This is a genomic window from Subsaximicrobium wynnwilliamsii (assembly GCF_007997225.1).
Lineage (GTDB): Bacteria > Bacteroidota > Bacteroidia > Flavobacteriales > Flavobacteriaceae > Psychroserpens > Psychroserpens wynnwilliamsii.
The window spans coordinates 164581-182342 of record NZ_VORM01000003.1 but is presented as its reverse complement, the minus strand read 5'-3'; the positions used below and the strand labels follow the sequence as shown (position 1 = coordinate 182342).

At 38.8% G+C, this 17762-nt stretch carries 11 protein-coding genes; 9 read left to right on the top strand and 2 right to left on the bottom strand.

The window, feature by feature from the left end:
* The first annotated feature begins 49 nt into the window (after nt 1-49).
* The 9 genes from recN to ESY88_RS03645 all read left to right on the top strand — a co-directional run bounded on the left by recN (nt 50) and on the right by ESY88_RS03645 (nt 15456).
* Nucleotides 50-1702 (top strand): DNA repair protein RecN, encoded by a 1653-nt coding sequence (recN, locus tag ESY88_RS03685; RefSeq protein ID WP_147084665.1) that lies wholly within the window; start codon nt 50-52, stop codon nt 1700-1702.
* A gap of 313 nt (nt 1703-2015) precedes the next feature.
* Nucleotides 2016-2846 carry an enoyl-ACP reductase FabI gene (locus ESY88_RS03680; RefSeq protein WP_147084664.1) on the top strand — a complete coding sequence of 277 codons (831 nt, stop codon included), beginning with the start codon at nt 2016-2018 and terminating at the stop codon, nt 2844-2846.
* A 318-nt stretch (nt 2847-3164) separates the two neighbouring features.
* The gene (locus ESY88_RS03675; RefSeq protein ID WP_147084663.1) at nt 3165-6143 is read left to right on the top strand and encodes a T9SS type A sorting domain-containing protein; all 2979 of its coding nucleotides are present in this window, start codon (nt 3165-3167) and stop codon (nt 6141-6143) included.
* Nucleotides 6144-6935: 792 nt separating this feature from the next.
* The gene (locus ESY88_RS03670) at nt 6936-10112 is read left to right on the top strand and encodes a T9SS type B sorting domain-containing protein (RefSeq protein ID WP_147084662.1); all 3177 of its coding nucleotides are present in this window, start codon (nt 6936-6938) and stop codon (nt 10110-10112) included.
* A 407-nt stretch (nt 10113-10519) separates the two neighbouring features.
* Nucleotides 10520-11533, top strand: coding sequence for a glycosyltransferase (locus tag ESY88_RS03665; RefSeq protein ID WP_147084661.1), 1014 nt, complete (start codon nt 10520-10522; stop codon nt 11531-11533).
* Nucleotides 11523-12491: a CdaR family protein gene (locus ESY88_RS03660; protein WP_147084660.1), complete on the top strand. Its 969-nt coding sequence runs from the start codon at nt 11523-11525 to the stop codon at nt 12489-12491. Before ESY88_RS03665 ends, ESY88_RS03660 begins: the two co-directional genes overlap by 11 nt.
* Complete coding sequence (gene coaE / locus ESY88_RS03655) at nt 12488-13078, top strand: dephospho-CoA kinase (RefSeq protein ID WP_147084659.1); 591 nt, start codon at nt 12488-12490, stop codon at nt 13076-13078. Before ESY88_RS03660 ends, coaE begins: the two co-directional genes overlap by 4 nt.
* 107 nt (nt 13079-13185) lie before the next feature.
* Entirely contained in the window at nt 13186-14724 is a 1539-nt protein-coding gene (locus ESY88_RS03650) for a sensor histidine kinase (RefSeq protein WP_147084658.1), read from the top strand.
* 3 nt (nt 14725-14727) lie between these two features.
* Nucleotides 14728-15456: a response regulator transcription factor gene (locus ESY88_RS03645; RefSeq protein WP_147084657.1), complete on the top strand. Its 729-nt coding sequence runs from the start codon at nt 14728-14730 to the stop codon at nt 15454-15456.
* Nucleotides 15457-15525: 69 nt separating this feature from the next.
* Here the strand turns inward: ESY88_RS03645 and ESY88_RS03640 are convergent, their stop codons facing one another.
* Together ESY88_RS03640 and ESY88_RS03635 are read right to left on the bottom strand one after the other, a co-directional pair.
* Nucleotides 15526-15927: a PUR family DNA/RNA-binding protein gene (locus ESY88_RS03640; protein WP_147084656.1), complete on the bottom strand. Its 402-nt coding sequence runs from the start codon at nt 15925-15927 to the stop codon at nt 15526-15528.
* A 68-nt stretch (nt 15928-15995) separates the two neighbouring features.
* On the bottom strand, nt 15996-17753 hold the full coding sequence (locus ESY88_RS03635; RefSeq protein ID WP_147084655.1) for an ABC transporter ATP-binding protein: 1758 nt from the start codon (nt 17751-17753) through the stop codon (nt 15996-15998).
* Nucleotides 17754-17762 lie beyond the last annotated feature (9 nt).

The window sequence follows — 17762 nt, the reverse complement described above, 5'->3', positions numbered from 1 at the left end:
TTTCTGAACAGTCATTTTAAACTATTGAACTTCTAATTTCACACAAGACGTGCTTACACAATTGTCTATAAAAAATTATGCGCTTATTGATGACCTTCAGGTCAATTTCAATAATGGTCTGTCTATCATCACTGGTGAAACAGGCGCAGGTAAATCCATTTTGCTTGGCGGCCTATCGCTTATCTTGGGCAAACGTGCCGATTTGAGCAGCATCAAGGACAATTCAAAAAAATGCGTGATTGAAGCCACTTTTGACATTGCCAAATACAATCTCAAGGTGTTGTTCAAATCTGAGGATTTGGATTATGAGGCGGTCACCATTATTAGAAGAGAGATTCTGCCTTCAGGAAAATCCAGAGCTTTTATCAACGATACACCCGTTAATTTGGACAGTCTCCAAGTTCTTGGCGAGCATTTGCTGGATATCCATTCACAACATCAAACCTTGCAATTGACCAATGATGATTTTCAATTTCAGGTCATAGATGCCTTGGCCGACAATCTTAAGCTATTAAATGGTTATCAACAGGAACTTCAAAGTTTCAAGGCGTTAGATAAGGAACTCAAAGCACTTCAGGCGCAAAAAGCAGAAGCGATTAAAGAATTGGATTACAATCTTTTTTTACTGAAGGAATTGACCGATGCCAACTTGGTGGCAGGCGAACTGGAATCTTTGGAGGAAGAATATGAAACCCTCAATAACGTTGAGGAAATTAAGGAGAAACTAGCAGCATCTCATGAATTGATGAGTAATGAGGAGGTAGGAATTACCCTAAATTTGACCGAAGTCAAAAACCAATTTGCCAAACTCGCCACTATGGCTTCTCAATACAAAGTGATGTATGAGCGCGTGTCTAGCAGTTTGATTGAGCTGGCTGATATTTTTTCTGAAATGGAATCGCTCCAAGATCAATTGGAGGCCGATCCCAACCGATTGGAACTAGTCAATGCCAAATTACAGGTATTGAATAACCTCTCACAAAAGCACAGTGTGGCCAGTGTTGAAGAATTAATTGCGATTAGAGAAGACTTGAAATCCAAAGTTGAGATTACAGAAAATCTGGATGAGGCTATTTTAGCAAAGGAAAAGCAAATTGCAAGCGTCGAGAAGCAGCTCAACCAAATCGCAAAAGAATTGCACGATAAGCGCCTGGCGGTCATCCCGAAACTGGTCTCGCAATTGGAGAGCATCTTAGGCAATTTGGGCATGCCCAATGCCAAGTTTCAGGTTGAGCTTCAAACCCGTAAAGGCTTTTTAGCCAATGGCACTGATGCTTTGGCGTTTTTATTTTCAGCCAATAAAGGCGGGCAGTTCAATGAACTTAAAAAGGCAGCTTCAGGTGGTGAGTTGTCACGAATCATGTTGGCCATAAAATCTGTATTGGCCAAATACACCCACTTGCCAACACTCATGTTTGATGAGATCGATACCGGTGTTTCTGGAGAGATTTCGAATAAAATGGGCGCAATCATGCAGCAAATGAGCAAGAAAATGCAAGTCTTTTCCATCACGCATTTACCGCAAATCGCTGCAAAAGGGGACACGCATTATAAAGTGTATAAGGAAGATGTCAATAACGTGACCCAAACCCAAATGAAACAATTGACCGCCGAGGAGCGCATTGTGGAAATTGCACAAATGTTGGGTGGCAAGGATATTTCATCGTCTGCGATGGCACATGCCAAGGAATTGCTGAATTGATCGAATGCGTTCGCCATTGCCCAAGTCGTTATCAATATCAATGGCGAATGTGTACTTGATTATCTGCCTCTTTCCCAAGAACTTTAGAAAACGCTGCGAAATAACAGCATCAAAAACACGGTTTCATCAATGGTCAAAATCTATGTATTGATTGAAAATGACAAAACCAACAAAGATTTAGAAATTAAGGCGAACAATAAGTACAAAGTCTTTAACTTTGAACACAGAACACGATTATATAATTAAAATCGGGTTATCTAATTTATTTAGAGGACAAACAACCCAGCAACAATCAACTTTACAACTTTACAACATGTCATACAATTTACTTAAAGGAAAACGCGGAATTATTTTTGGGGCCTTAGATGCCAATTCCATCGCATGGATAACGGCAGAACGTGTTCACGAAGAAGGTGGAACTTTTGTCTTGACCAACGCACCAATTGCGATGCGTATGGGACAAATCAAGGAACTGGCTGAAAAAACTGGTTCGCAAATTGTGCCTGCCGATGCCACTTCAATCGAAGATCTGGAAAACCTGGTGGCTAAATCCACTGAGATTCTAGGTGGTAAATTAGATTTTGTGCTGCATTCCATCGGGATGTCCATCAATGTGAGAAAAGGAAAGCACTACACCGATCAAAATTATGATTGGACTCAAAAAGGCACCGATGTCTCTGCCATGTCCTTTCACAAAACCATGCAAACGCTCTACAAAGCCGATGCCATGAATGAATGGGGAAGTATTGTAGCCTTGACCTATATGGCAGCACAGCGCGTGTTTCCAGATTATAACGATATGGCCGATAATAAAGCGTATTTGGAGAGCATCGCCCGTAGTTTTGGTTATTTCTTCGGAAAAGATAAAAACGTACGTGTGAATACCATTTCACAATCGCCAACACCAACCACTGCCGGACAAGGCGTGAAAGGTTTTGACGGCTTCATTGCCTATGCCGAAAAAATGTCGCCTTTAGGTAATGCTACAGCTTTAGATTGTGCTAATTATACGATTACCCTATTTAGTGATTTGACGAAGCGTGTGACCTTGCAAAACCTTTATAATGATGGAGGATTTAGCAATATGGGTGTGAGTGATGCCGTCATGGAGACTTTTGTAGACAATGTAGACAAAGAAGATTAAAGATATATTTAGACAACAATTTTTAAAGTCGATGTTAGCATCGGCTTTTTTTTGTGCAAAAAATTAAAAGTGTAGTTTACCGATCCTTTGGGCAATGAGCAAACTGTAGGTTTTAAAATCCATTAGAATGAAACTTTTATTGCGAATATAGCGGGGTTATGACTCAAAATATTTGTTCTGACACCTATATAGTGTTAAAAAGTCTGAAGATGTATTTTAACGAATAAAAATTCCTTTCGTCGATTAGGCTAAAAAGGAGTCTTTTGGCTTACTCAAACTTCATATCTTAACGTTCTATTAACTAAAAACTAACATAAAATGAGAAAAATTACTTTTTTAATCTTTGCGCAATTATTTTCCTTGTGTTTGTTCGCACAGAGCACAATTAATATTACTACATCTGGAGGTAATTATGCAACTGAAAAATGGGTTAGCATTACTACCGAGGTAAATGGTGCAGGAACTCAAATTTTTGGACAAGGTGACGGTACTTATGGAAACGGGCAAGGTTTGATAAATCAAGATATTGAGCTGCCGGCAGGTACCTACTATGTGAATTGCTACGACAGATATGCCGATAGTTGGGACGGAACTTTAATCTCAGTCACTGCTTATGGCGCGGTTATAGGAGATAATGGAGGAGTCACTCCTGATGATGGAACAGATGGTGACGCTGCTTCCAGTTGGGAAGATCCTGAATTAGAATTAGAGACTTCTTTTGAGATTATTGTCCCTGAAGCGCTATGTTCAATTCCTGATGCAACATTTACTGTAGACAATGGTTGTCCTACTTCAGATGGAACTTTTTCCATTACAGTTGATATTTCTGATATTGGTACAGCTACATCGGTAAGTATTTCCGATGATCAGGGTACAGCTCTTCAAACAGGCTTAGCAGCGGGATCTTACACATTTGGTGATTATGCTGATGAAACTGATGTTGTTATTACAGTTGCCAATGATGACGAACCAACTGCTTGTTTCAAAACTAGTGGGACCCTTACCTTTTCTGGTATTTGTCCTCCTGCAAATGATGAATGCGCCGATGCGATTGAGCTTTCCGTCAATACGGATTTTGAGTGTGGATCTTTCACAGCTGGAACAAACGCTGGCGCTACTGCATCTTCACAAGAAGACAACATAACTGGAACCCCTAATACCGATGTATGGTATTCTTTCGAAGCTACTGCAGAGGAGCATAGAATCACTTTAACCAATGTTGTTAATCAAGGTGGTGGTACTTCAACGAGTACAGATATGGGAATGGGAGTCTATGATTCTACCGGAGGTTGTGACGCCTTAGTTCTTTTTGATGACAGTGATCCAAATACGTTAAATTTAGAAGGTTTAACTGTTGGTACTGTTTACTATGTTAGAGTATATGGATGGTTTTCTTCTATTCAATACAATACTTTCGATATTTGTATTGGTACGCCATGCCAAGCAGATGCAGGCACATTAACTGCAGATGCAGCATCAGTAATTTTATCAGGAGCTACCGCGACTATTAGCGCTACAGAAGATACAGCGCCAACAGTTCCATCAGATTACGATGTGACTTATGTATTGACTTTAGGAACAGATTTAGTGATTGAAGAAGTAGCTGCAACACCAAGTTTTGATGTATCTACATTAGGTCTCTATACGATACATACTCTAGTAGCTTTGACAGATCCCGCCTTCAGTGCAGATTCTAACTTTTTAGATTTGAGTGTGGTTGCCTTTGGAACGACCACAGCAGGAGAGGTATTAGATATAGTGGGTGACAACGACATATGTGCAGCTTTAGACGTAGCAGGAGCGCCAATTTCAGTGAACGATGGTTCTGAACTGGATTTTTATAATGTACAATATGTAGAAGAAACAGGATCAGATCCTAGTAATGGTAGCTCGCAATCATTAACAGTAGAGGTTGGAACTCCAATTACCGTATACGCGAAAGGCTATGAAGATGGACTTACCAATCCTGCTGGACAAGCTGCTGGTATTGAGTGCTGGATTGCAATAAACGACGAGAATACAGATCCTGCAACTTGGGATGCTTCTGTATGGCAAGAGGCTACTTATTTAGGTGATAATGGGAATGATGATGAGTATTCTTATGAGACTTCAGGTACACCTATTGGTGCAAATTATGTTGCGGCAAGATGGCGTTTAAATAATGCAGATTTTACCTATGGCGCATTCAATGGCGCTTGGGATGGAACGACCAATGTGAATATTGAGCTTATTATTGAGCCTTTGGCAAATGATGATTGTGCTGGAGCTCAATCTGTAATGCAAGAAACAGAAATTGCAGATGCAGCTTCTGCAACTGCTATTCCAGGTACTATTGACGGCGCAACAGATTCTGGCTTAGCAGCTGAAGCCTGTAGCGGTTTTGTAGGTACAGCCAATGACGATGTATGGTACTCTTTTGAGGCATTAACAAGTGAAGTTAATATTACTTATGAAATTGCATGGGATGGTGTGGCTCAATTGTACTCTGGTACTTGTGGAGCATTAACAGCTATAGATTGCGCAGATAGTACTTTTGGTTCTGGACCTCAAGAAGAAATTCAAGCAACAGGACTGACAGTAGGTGAAATCTATTACACGAGAATATACCAATTTTTCGCTGGTTCTACAGCAGGTAAAACTTTTGATTTGAAAATTTGGTCTCCATGCACAGCAGACGCAGGTACATTAACAGCAGATGCAACGCCCGTATCCTTATCAGGTGGTACAGCAACAATAAGTGCAACACCAAATGCTGATATCGTGGTTCCAACAGATTTCGATGTGACCTTTGTACTAACTTCGGGAACGGATTTGGTTATTGAGCAGGCAGGTGCAGCACCAAGTTTTGATGTAACAGCAGTTGGTAATTATACGATACATACCCTCGTAGCTGAAACTTCAGATGATACTAGTCCTAATTATTTGGACTTGAGCGTGATTGACTTTGGAACGACTACAGCTGCCGATGTATTGGATCTTGTGTCTACAAATAGCCTTTGTGCATCCTTAGATGCTGCAGGAGCAGCAATCGAGGTTGATGATGCATTGAGTGTTGATGGTCAAGACAATAGAGCATTTACCTATTTCCCTAACCCCGTTAAAGACCAATTGCACCTCAAGGCACAATCGCCAATTGAGAATGTTGTGATCTTTAATATGTTGGGTCAAGAGGTCATGAATGTGTCTCCAAGAAGTATGGAAGTAGATGTCAACACCAATACTTTAGAAAGTGGTGCTTATTTTGCAACCGTGACCATTGGTAATACGTCCAAAACCATTAAATTGATCAAGGACTAAGTTTATAATTCTTATAATTTTGCTGAAAAGCCTCGCGTTATGCGGGGCTTTTTTGTTATCATCAATCTAAGTAAGTTGTCACGATGCTTTTTTTACTGAAAGGTTTGGAGGAAGCATGGATCCTAAGTCCAATGTATTCTGTTTTAACTCGAATAGTGGCAGGTAAAAGAGTTACGCCAGCCGGTTTACCGACATCTCAAATTGATTTTATGATTTTTGAAAGACACTTATGGTTTTTTGCTGTTCTAGCGATTTGTAAAAATCACTAAAATTGGAAGAACAAGTTTTTTGACTATCAGTTAGTTAGAATCAATTCTTTCTCGGCAAGTAGGCTAGTTGTTTTTGGTTTTTGTACTGCCGCAATCAATCGTGATGGTATCGTGTCTTTACATCCAAATTTTACAGACTTATTTGGCAATTGAAAGCATAAACCATAGACAGGCCGTAAGGTTTTACTTAGAAGTCCCAAAGAAAACCAACGCGCATTGGTAAAACCGAAACCCGAACCTGTGTCTAATGGTTTGACTTTACCTGATTGAAAACCAAAAACATTTTAGGTGTTCCAAAGGTGTTCCAGTTACAGCATGATTGAATGAGCGATTGTTTTGTTCGAGAGAGAGACAAACTAATCACATAGTTAAAGAGACACTAAGTTTTCGACATAAAAATTTTACACTACTAATTTAATTAATATCATAGTAATAACTCAAAAATATAAGATTGTATTGGCATTATTTGTAATTTCTTATTTTTGATTTGGTTATCTTTAAAGAGTCAACCACAAAATCTATTATGAAATATTTAGTTGCATTTTGCATATTATTTTCTTGTGGTAATATTATACATGCACAAAATGATGTGCCTTTAACATTATATCAACAATTTAATGGTAAATATGGTTATACTATAATTGGAAATACTCAAAATGAATTTGACAATTATCAATTACCTCCTCCACCTTGCCAAATGATTACACAATCATCTGCGGGATTAAATTTAAACGTAGATCAAACCATTGAGGGAGCCTATTTATATTGGGCAGGGATTGGAGATGGTAGTCTACCTGTAAATCTTCAATTAAATGGTAATATTATTACTCCAGATTTGACATTCATTTCAGATATCAATTCACCATTTGAGGCAGTGCCATATTTCTCATCTTTTAAGAATATTACGTCTTTTGTGCAACAAGAGGGAAATATTAATTACACTGTATCAAATCTTAATCTAAATTCTATAATAGATCTATATTGCTCAAATGCGATTTACTTTTCAGGTTGGACGATTATTGTAGTTTATGAAGATTTCTCGCTACCCAGTACGCAAACAAATATTTATCATGGTCTAAAATTTGTCGGTCTAAATACAACAGTCTCAGTTGATATACTCATTAATAATTTGAATATTATAGATCCGCAAGGGGCGAGCATGAGCTATGTTGGTTATAATGGTAGTCCAAATATTTTTTTGGATGAATCCATTTTATTTAATGGCAATACACTTAGTAATGCACTAAATCCTCCAGACAATCCTTTTAATGGCAGCAATAGTTTTACAGGAAGCACTACCAATTGGAACCAAGATATTGACACTTTTGATATTTCATCATATATCAATGTTGACGATACACAGGCTAATATTAAGATGAATTCATTTTATATTCGTTTTATATCATCGATTGTTACATCCATTCGCTCAGAGCTTCCAGACGCCACCGCTCTACTCACACAAGTTACAGGGCAGGAGCTTTGTGACAATCGTGACTTAGTGGTTGATTATACGATTGCCAATACCAACAGTAATGCTAGTTTACCAGCCAATGTGCCCATATCGTTCTATGCCGATAATACGCTTTTGCAAACGGTCACTACTGCAACTCCTATTGCCATTGGAGGCAGCTTAGATTTACAGTCCACCTTGTCAATACCTCTAACTGTTCCCAATACATTTACCTTAAAAATAGTTGTTGATAATACCATTGCAAACGTCTCTAGTGTAGCTGAAAGTAATGAAAGCAATAATGAAGATTTACAAACAATTACCTTGGTAAGTGATGGTGACATCACTCCAATCTTTACACTCCAAGATACCTTTTGCGAAGATGGCACTGTAGCCAGTTTGCCGGCGGTTTCAGATAATGGCATTTCTGGTAGTTGGTCGCCAAGCGTCATCAATAATCAAACCGATGGTAGTTATGTCTTTACACCAAATGCTGCACAGTGTGCTTCGCCGTTTACTTTAGATGTTACTATTTCTCCAAACGCTTCTCCAATTTTTAACCTTCAGGATACATTTTGCCAAGGGGACACCGTGCCAAATCTGCCATTGATCTCAGCCAATGCCATTTCGGGAACTTGGTCGCCAAGTGGTATTGATAATCAAATGAGTGCCAGTTATATGTTTACACCAACTACTGGCCAGTGTGCCATAGCATTTACTCTGGATGTGATGGTTTCGCCCACTGTTACGCCATCTTTTGCGCTTCAAGACACATTTTGCCAAGATGAACCCGTACCTAATTTACCATCGGTTTCCAATAATGGTATTGCTGGCAGCTGGTTACCAACTGTTATAGATAATCAAACGGATGGCAGCTATGTTTTTACACCAAGTACCGGCCAATGTGCATCTGCATTTACATTGGATGTGACCGTTTCGCCTACCGTAACCCCTAAATTTTCATTGCCAACTGTGCTTTGCCAAAATGCAGAAGTTCCCAATTTGCCAACTAGTTCCGATAACGCCATATCAGGAAGTTGGTCGCCAAATGTTATAACCAACCAAGGGAGTGGCACTTATGTTTTTACGCCAAGTGATGGCCAATGTGCTTTAGCGTTTACCTTGGAGGTTACCATCTCGCCAAATGTGACTCCATCTTTTACTATTCAAGATACGTTTTGTAGAGATGAATCGGTGCCAAGCTTACCAACAAGTTCTAATAACTCGATTTTGGGAAGCTGGTCGCCCAGTAGTATAGACAATCAAGCGAGTGGTAGTTATCTGTTCACTCCAAACAGTGGTCAATGTGCTTTGCCGTTTACTTTGGATGTCATGGTTTCTCCTAATGTGATACCAGTATTTTCTATTGAAAATACCTACTGCCAAGATGCAACGGTTCCTAATTTGCCTACTAGCTCCAATAATGCGATTTTAGGAAGTTGGTCACCAATTAGTATTGACAATCAAACCGATGGCACTTATGTGTTTACACCAAGTGACGGCCAATGTGCTTTGCCGTTTACCTTAGATGTGACAATAGCATTACCGACCTTAACCATTGAAAACGTTTCTATTTGTGAAGATGAAGACGGTAATAGCTTGTCTTCAATCCTGTTGGACACTGGTTTAGGAGGCTTCAACTTTACGTTTGCTTGGTTTGAGAACAACATTCCCATAGCAAATACCCTATCTTCATTGACTGTTTCTACTCCGGGAGGTTATGAGGTTATTGCTACGCCAGTAAGTTTAGGCTGTGAGCAACAGTTTCAATTTTTAGTTACGGCATTGCAGCCCTTAACTGCCGATTATATCGTTTCCGATGATTTTGAAGCTAACCAAACCATAGCTGTTGAGGCTTCTGGCGGAAGCGGTAGCTACTTGTACAGTTTTGAGGGGCTGCCGTTTCAGCAAAGTCCTGTATATACTGTGCTTGATGGTGGGGCCGTGAGTGTTATTGTTAAAGATGTGAATGGATGCTATGAAACTTCAACAACCTTAACATTATGGCAGTATCCGCGATTTTTCACGCCTAATGGAGATACATATAATGATACTTGGGGCATCAAAACACAACAACAGATCAGGATTGAAATTTTTGATCGTTACGGTAAACTACTCAAAACACTCCTAACCAACGATCGTTGGGACGGTACTTACAATTCGCAGTCATTGCCAGCAAATGATTACTGGTTCGTGTTGCATTATAAACAAAATAGAACCTTTAAGTCACATTTTACTTTGAAGCGTTAGGGTAAGGTTAGGATGGTTTTAAATTGAAGGTACTTTTCCTGTTGCGAGACTTCTGTTGTATTGTAATTATGTTAACTGGCCAGAAAGAGTCCTATTTCAGTTTATGCTGCATGAGCTAAAGCATTATTTTTCGATTAAAAAGCGTATAAGATAAAAATAGGACATTGATTTAATTGTGATATTTTACTTACCAATAGTTCGCTCCGCAGGGCCAATAAGCCCAAAGGCCTGAGGAATGGGTGGTAAAACTAACCCCACATAGACCAATTCCGTAGGGCCGGCATAGAATACAGCACTTCTGGATATTAAGATGCACTTTTATTTGACCAACACATTTAAATGAGAAAAATATATAAAAACTATCATAAACCAGCCTTTTTTATTTAGTTTAGCTACAATTTTAAGCTATGGTCTCATTGGATTTTTCATTTATCATTCCTGTTTACAATAGAGCAGAAGAAGTTGAGGAACTATTACGAAGTTTTGTGAATCTTCAAGGGGATGCTGCCTTTGAGATTGTCATTGTTGAGGATGGCTCAACGATGGATTGCAAAACAGTCATCTCAAATTTTGAGACCAGCTTGAATATTTCCTACTATCAAAAACCCAATTCTGGCCCAGGAGATTCTAGAAATTTCGGGATGCGGAAGGCCAAAGGCAATTACTTTATCATCTTAGACTCCGATTGCATTCTGCCAAGTGATTATTTGATCAAGGTCACACAAAGTCTCAACCATAGGTTTGTAGATTGCTATGGCGGTCCAGATGCAGCGCACCACTCGTTTACAAATCTTCAAAAAGCCATTAATTTCACCATGACGTCCTTGGTGACCACAGGTGGGATTCGCGGTGGTAATGCAGCCTTAAAAAATTTTCAACCACGAAGCTTCAATATGGGGCTTTCTAAAGCGGCATTCTTGGCTTCCGGTGGGTTTGGAAGCATTCATCCCGGCGAGGATCCCGATTTGTCAATTCGGCTTAATACACTGGGTTATGAAACTGCATTGTTTCCGAAGGCATTTGTATACCACAAAAGAAGGTTGTCTTGGAGCAAGTTTTATAAGCAGGTTTATAAATTTGGTTTGGTTAGACCTATTCTCAATACTTGGCATCCTAAAACAGCGAAGTGGAGTTATTGGTTGCCGAGTGCCTTCAGCTTAGGGTTTTTAGCGGCAGTCATTTTAATGCTCTTTGGCTATTGGTTACCAATCATGGTCTATGTTGTCTATGTTATGACCGCGTTTATTTTGGCGCTTATAAATTCTAAAAGTCTAAGTGTCGCATTTCAATCCATATTGGCTATCTTTATCCAGTTTTTTGGGTATGGCCTTGGATTTTTAAAATCCTCGTTCGCCATAAAAGTAATGAAGCAAGCCCCCCAAAGTCGATTCCCTAATTTATTTTTTGACAATGTTCACTAGCCTAAAAAAGAAGCTTTCAAAATCCATAAAAAATAGAAGGCTACATGTGTTTGGCCTTTTTTTACTGCTGTCGTTTTCGATTTGGGTATTCACGAAATTTTCGCATACCTATACCGAGACCGCTACAATAAAATTGAATTACACCAATCTACCAGACCATAAAATAATTGCCATGGACAGTGTGCCTGAAATCAAGGTACGAGTCTCTGCTTTTGGGTTTCGGTTATTGTCCTATTATTTTTCCAACCAGTCCATGAACGTGGATTTGGAGAAAGACACCTATATTGCTAACGCCTCATACGTGTGGTTGGCAAACAAGGCTCAAAAGCAAATAGAAGAACGCATGGGCGCTTCAATTGAGGTGCTCTCCGTAAATCCAGATACCGTTAGGTTTAACTTTGATACCTTGACCGTTAAAAAAGTCCCTGTGCGCTTGCGTTCTTCCATTAGTTATGCTTTAGGCTATAACAGTATGGATTCTTTAAGGGTAAAACCAGATTCCATAAAAATAATAGGGACAGTCAAAGGTGTTAGTGCCATTGATAGCATTGTCACACAGGACTTAAAACTCAGTAATGTCAACTCCAATATCCAACAAACAGTTGAATTAAAACTGCCTAATGCAGACGGGCAATTGAAGTTTTCGGCGGAAAATGTCAAGGTTTCCTTAAAAGTTGAAAAATTTACGGAAGGTACTTTGGAAGTGCCTGTGGATATCTCCAATTTGCCGGAGGATAAGCAAATCAATTACTTTCCTAAAACCATTAAAGTATTTTATTACGTGAGCTTGAGCAATTACAAGGCCATTACAGCATCAGATTTCAAGATTGATTGTGATTTTGAAAAAGCGACCTCAAAAAACCAAACTTTCTTTTCGCCCACTCTAACCGTAAACAATAAATTTATTAAAACCGCCAAGATGAAACAGGATAAGGTAGAATACATCATCACGGAATGATTGTTGTTGGACTCACAGGAGGCATAGGCAGCGGAAAGACCACAGTTGCCAACTTTTTCAAGACGCTTGGTGTGCCCGTGTACATTGCAGACGATGAGGCTAAAAAACTCATGAACAGTTCAAAAGTCATAAAAAAAGAGCTTGTTGCGATTTTTGGTTCAAAAGCCTATTTGGATGGTTTGCTGAATAGAGATTATCTGGCGAACAAAATTTTTACAGACCAATCACTGCTCCAAAAAATGAACAAGATTGTTCACCCCCAAGTGGCAAAACATTTTAAGGAGTGGCTGAAAAAGCAAAATTCAGATTACGTCATCAAGGAAGCAGCCATTATTTTTGAGCATCAAAAACAAGCGGAATATGACAGGATCATCACGGTGGTTGCCACTAAAGAAGCACGCATGAAGCGATTGTTGAAACGTGATGGTAGTTCTAGGGCTAGAATAGAAGCCATTATGGCCAATCAAATGCCCGATTCTGATAAGATCAAACGTTCCCATTTTGTTATTGAGAACAACCTGCTTGAAGCTACTGAAAAGCAAGTGCTTGAGACACATAATTCCATCTTGGAATCCTTAAAAATATAGCAATTTTGGGCTTTTGTTAATGTAAGGTTAAAGGAACTCTTTGCTAAATGTTAAAATGTTAAATTTGGCTAATGAGGAAAAGGCTATTCATTTTGTTGGTAATACTAATGAGTTTATCCCTAATAGGTATCATTTTTGTTCAAGCTTACTTCATCAACAACACCCTCGAAAACGAAGAGAAACAGTTTACTTTAAATGTAAAACGATCTTTGAGTTTAGTTTCCAAAGCCATTGAAAATCAAGAATTACTGAGCTATGATAAGCTCTATCAGCAAATTATTGATGATGGGATCAATCCAGATTCCACAGAGATAAAACAACGGTTGGTCTTTAATACCTATGATGAGAGTACCGATCAATATACAGTGTTTAAAAACGCCATTTCTGAGGAAAGCTTTAAAGTGCCTTCTTTGTTCTTTGACATAGGTGCAGACAGTATTAATGTTAGCAGGTTTAGCAATATTAGTGAAACCCAGGTGTTTCAAAAAACCGATATCGATGGTACTATTGATATCAAGCCCATTAAAAAATACAGTGGTTATAATACCTTGGACGATATAGGTAAAGCTGTTTACAAATCGGTCTACCGCGAACGCTACAAGAACATTCCTATTTACAAAAGAATCACAACCGATGCGGTTTCAAAATTATTGAGCAATCAGTTGACAAACAGCGGCATAAACACGCCATTTCAGTTTGCGATATACGATAGGGATTTATCAACTAAAATACAATCTGAAGATTTTAATCTAAAGCCTGAATCGACCATCGGTGTTCCAGTTTTTTTGGATAATAACAATCAAAGTGATTATAACCTATATGTTGATTTTCCTGAGCGAAAAGGTTATTTATTATCTTCGATCCTGGGTATGATTGTTTTGTCGATCATCTTTACATCCATCATTATTCTGGCCTATTCCAGTGCCATTTACCAATTGATAAGACAGCGACAGATCTCACAAATCAAGACCGACTTCATCAATAACATGACCCACGAGTTCAAAACGCCCATTGCGACTATCAATTTAGCTTTGGATTCAATAAAAAACCCGAAGATCATTGGTGATCAAGAAAAAGTGATGCGTTATTTGAAAATGATCAAAGACGAAAATAAACGCATGCATGCCCAAGTCGAAAATGTACTGCGAATCTCAAAATTAGAGAAAAATGAACTCAACATCAATAAGGACAGGGAAGACTTACATAGTCTTATTGAAGATGCCATCATGCATGTAGAGTTGATTGTTGAAGATAGACAGGGTTTTGTACATTCACATTTGGAAGCCGAACGTAGCACCGTGTTGGCAAATGAGACCCATTTCACAAATGTGATCGTGAATGTGCTTGACAATGCCATTAAGTATAGTGAGGAGCCGCCCAAAATTGATGTGTATACAGAAAATGTGGGTAACAGCATATTGTTGAAAATCATTGACCAAGGGAACGGGATGAGCAAACAAGTGCAGAAGCGCGTGTTTGAGAAATTTTATCGCGAACACACCGGCAATGTGCATAATGTTAAAGGTCACGGCTTAGGTCTGGCTTATGTAAAACGAATAATAGACGACCATCAAGGTCATATATCAGTAGAAAGTGAAAAAGGAAAAGGTAGTACCTTTACAATCAAACTGCCGTTAATATCTTAAATTATGGAAGAACAAAATAAAAAAATACTCTTAGTAGAAGATGATCCCAACTTTGGAACGGTCTTAAAAGACTATTTGAATATGAATGACTACGATGTAGTCCATGCCAAAAACGGTATGGAAGGCTTTGAAAAGTTCAAGAAGGATGATTTTGACCTCTGTATCCTGGACGTCATGATGCCATATAAGGATGGCTTTACTTTAGCTAAAGAGATTCGTGAAAAAAATGCCGATGTGCCTATTATTTTCTTGACTGCAAAAGCGATGAAGGAAGATGTGCTCAAAGGCTACAAAGTAGGAGCAGACGATTATCTCAATAAGCCCTTTGACAGTGAAGTGCTATTGATGAAAATCAAGGCCATTATACAAAGAAAAGCCACCGACTCCATTGCTGATAGTAAGCAATTTGAGTTCAAGATCGGTAGATTTGATCTCAATTCTAAACTGCGCTTTCTTAAGTTTGATGGCAAGGATCCAATTAAGTTGTCACCCAAGGAAAATGAATTGCTGCGTATGCTGGCACTTCATGAAAACGATTTAATGCCACGTGAACTGGCGCTTACCAAAATCTGGAGAGATGACAATTATTTCACGTCTAGAAGTATGGATGTTTACATCGCTAAACTGAGGAAGTATCTCAAGTTAGATGAGGAGGTAGAGATTCTCAATATTCATGGCGAAGGGTTTAGATTGGTTATACACAATCAAGAGGCCAGTGACTCTGATGAATAGGCCATAGTTTGCATAAAAAAAACCGTTACATGATACATGTAACGGTTTTTTTATGCAATCGTGTTTTGATTAGATATCGTCAAAACTGATATTCGTGAATTTATCTGCTGAAGCCTTGTTTTCCGAAGCATCATCTGCTTCATCCGGAGTGTTTGTATCATTGTATTCCTCCTTTTTGAAGTCCTTTTGGTGACGCTCGCTTATGACTTCACCACCTTTCTCATCGATGATATAATCGGTCATTTCCTTCAATATCTCATTAAATTCCGTAAAATCTTCCTTGTACAAGTAGATTTTATGCTTCTTATAATGAAAGGAACCATCATCGTTGGTGAATTTCTTACTTTCAGTAATTGTCAAATAGTAATCTCCAGCTTTTGTAGATCTTACATCAAAGAAATAGGTTCTTCTGCCTGCTCTTAATACTTTAGAGAAAATTTCCTCTTTATCCATCCTTTCGTAATCACTCATAACTGCGTTTTAAATATTAATAGGTTATGACCTCAAAAATCCTAAAAATAATTATAGTAAGCAACAATTTACTCCATTTCTTTTGTGCTGAGTTGTTTGAGGTAAAGGTCTCTGTAATACCCGTCTTTGTCAATAAGACTCTCATGTGTTCCTGTTTGGATGATCTTACCTTCGCTCAAAACTATGATTTTATCTGCATTTTTAGCTGAAGAAACCCTATGGCTTACAATAATTGTGGTTTTTCCGTCGGAAACAGTTCGCAGGTTGTTCAAGATTTTTTCCTCCGTTTCAGTATCCACTGCAGAGAGGCAATCGTCAAATAACATGATTTCTGGAGCTTTGATAAGTGCCCTGGCGATAGAGATTCTTTGTTTTTGGCCTCCAGAAAGCGTGATGCCACGTTCACCCAATTTGGTGTTGTAAGCCTTATTGAATTTCATTATGTTTTTGTGCACACTGGCATTTTTGGCAGCTTCAATCACTTCGTCTTCCGTGGCGTCTTCCTTGCCAAACATGATGTTATTCTTAATAGTATCAGAAAACAAAAACGCATCTTGTGGCACATAGCCAATGTTATCCCTTAAATTTTTGAGGTTGATTTGGTCAATGATGCGGTCATCTATTTTAATACTGCCTTTCTGTACGTCATACAAGCGTCCAATCAAATCCAGTATGGTTGATTTACCAGATCCAGTTTTTCCCAAGATGGCAAGCGTTTCGCCTTTTTCCAAAGTAAAATTCACATCGGTCAAGGCTTGTATGTTAGTATCGGAATAGATAAAGGTCACGTTTTCAAAAGCGATCCTTCCTTTAATGGGGGTTTGTGTGTTGGTGTGATTTTTAATTTCAGGCACTTCCTTTAAAAACTCATTGATGCGTTTTTGCGAGGCTTCGGCCTGTTGCACCAAATTGGTGACCCAACCCACAGTGGCGACTGGCCAAGTAAGCATATTGACATAGATCAAAAACTCAGCAATGGTCCCCAATTCCGCTATTTGTCCGTTCATGTATTGAACACCACCAACATAGGCCACCAATATATTACTAACCCCAATGAGTAGGATCATAGAAGGGAAAAATAGCGCCTGTACTTTCGCCAAGTCAATTTGCTTCTCTTTACTTTCAGTAGAGAGCGTGTTGAACTCAGCGTAATTTTGGGTCTCAATCCCATAGGATTTGATCACAGAAATGCCACTAAAGGATTCTTGAGTATAGGCCGACAGGGTCGAAAGGTACTCCTGTACAATTCTACTGCGTTTGTTGATCACTGCACTCAATTTATAAACTATAAAGGATAAAACTGGTAAAGGAAGAATAGTATACAATGTCAAGCTAGGAGCAGTGTTGAACATATAAATAAACGCAACGCCAAATAAGGTGATCATGTTGATGGTGTACATTATAGCAGGCCCTGTGTAGTTTCGCACTTTACCCACATCTTCACTAATGCGATTTATCAAATCACCAGTTTTATTGGATTTATAAAAGTTTAGCGAGAGGTTTTGATACTGTTGGTAAACTTCGTTCTTTAGGTCAAACTCAATATATCGAGATACATTGATAATGGTTTGGCGCATAAAAAAGGTTAGAATTCCTGCTACAACGGCTGCCCCAATGAGGTACAGTATACTTTGACCTAAATCGTGCCTAAAAGTTTCTGTGGTGATGGTTCCTTTAATGGCGTGTGAAATCGTAGTGACAGCATTGCCAATCAGCCTTGGCGTGAACAGCGCAAAGACCTTTGCCACAATAGTAATCAATATACCTAACAATAGTTGAAACCTATATTTATAAAAGTATTTGTTGATGTGTTTTAATTCCTTCATGTTTAATTC

What these genes read in the sequence shown, in the direction of transcription:
- ESY88_RS03680 (WP_147084664.1), top strand. Translation starts at nt 2,016, where the DNA reads ATGTCATACAATTTACTTAAAGGAAAACGCGGAATTATTTTTGGGGCC.
- ESY88_RS03675 (WP_147084663.1), top strand. Translation starts at nt 3,165, where the DNA reads ATGAGAAAAATTACTTTTTTAATCTTTGCGCAATTATTTTCCTTGTGT.
- ESY88_RS03670 (WP_147084662.1), top strand. Translation starts at nt 6,936, where the DNA reads ATGAAATATTTAGTTGCATTTTGCATATTATTTTCTTGTGGTAATATT.
- ESY88_RS03665 (WP_147084661.1), top strand. Translation starts at nt 10,520, where the DNA reads ATGGTCTCATTGGATTTTTCATTTATCATTCCTGTTTACAATAGAGCA.
- ESY88_RS03660 (WP_147084660.1), top strand. Translation starts at nt 11,523, where the DNA reads ATGTTCACTAGCCTAAAAAAGAAGCTTTCAAAATCCATAAAAAATAGA.
- coaE (WP_147084659.1), top strand. Translation starts at nt 12,488, where the DNA reads ATGATTGTTGTTGGACTCACAGGAGGCATAGGCAGCGGAAAGACCACA.
- ESY88_RS03650 (WP_147084658.1), top strand. Translation starts at nt 13,186, where the DNA reads ATGAGTTTATCCCTAATAGGTATCATTTTTGTTCAAGCTTACTTCATC.
- ESY88_RS03645 (WP_147084657.1), top strand. Translation starts at nt 14,728, where the DNA reads ATGGAAGAACAAAATAAAAAAATACTCTTAGTAGAAGATGATCCCAAC.
- ESY88_RS03640 (WP_147084656.1), bottom strand. Translation starts at nt 15,927, where the DNA reads ATGAGTGATTACGAAAGGATGGATAAAGAGGAAATTTTCTCTAAAGTA.
- ESY88_RS03635 (WP_147084655.1), bottom strand. Translation starts at nt 17,753, where the DNA reads ATGAAGGAATTAAAACACATCAACAAATACTTTTATAAATATAGGTTT.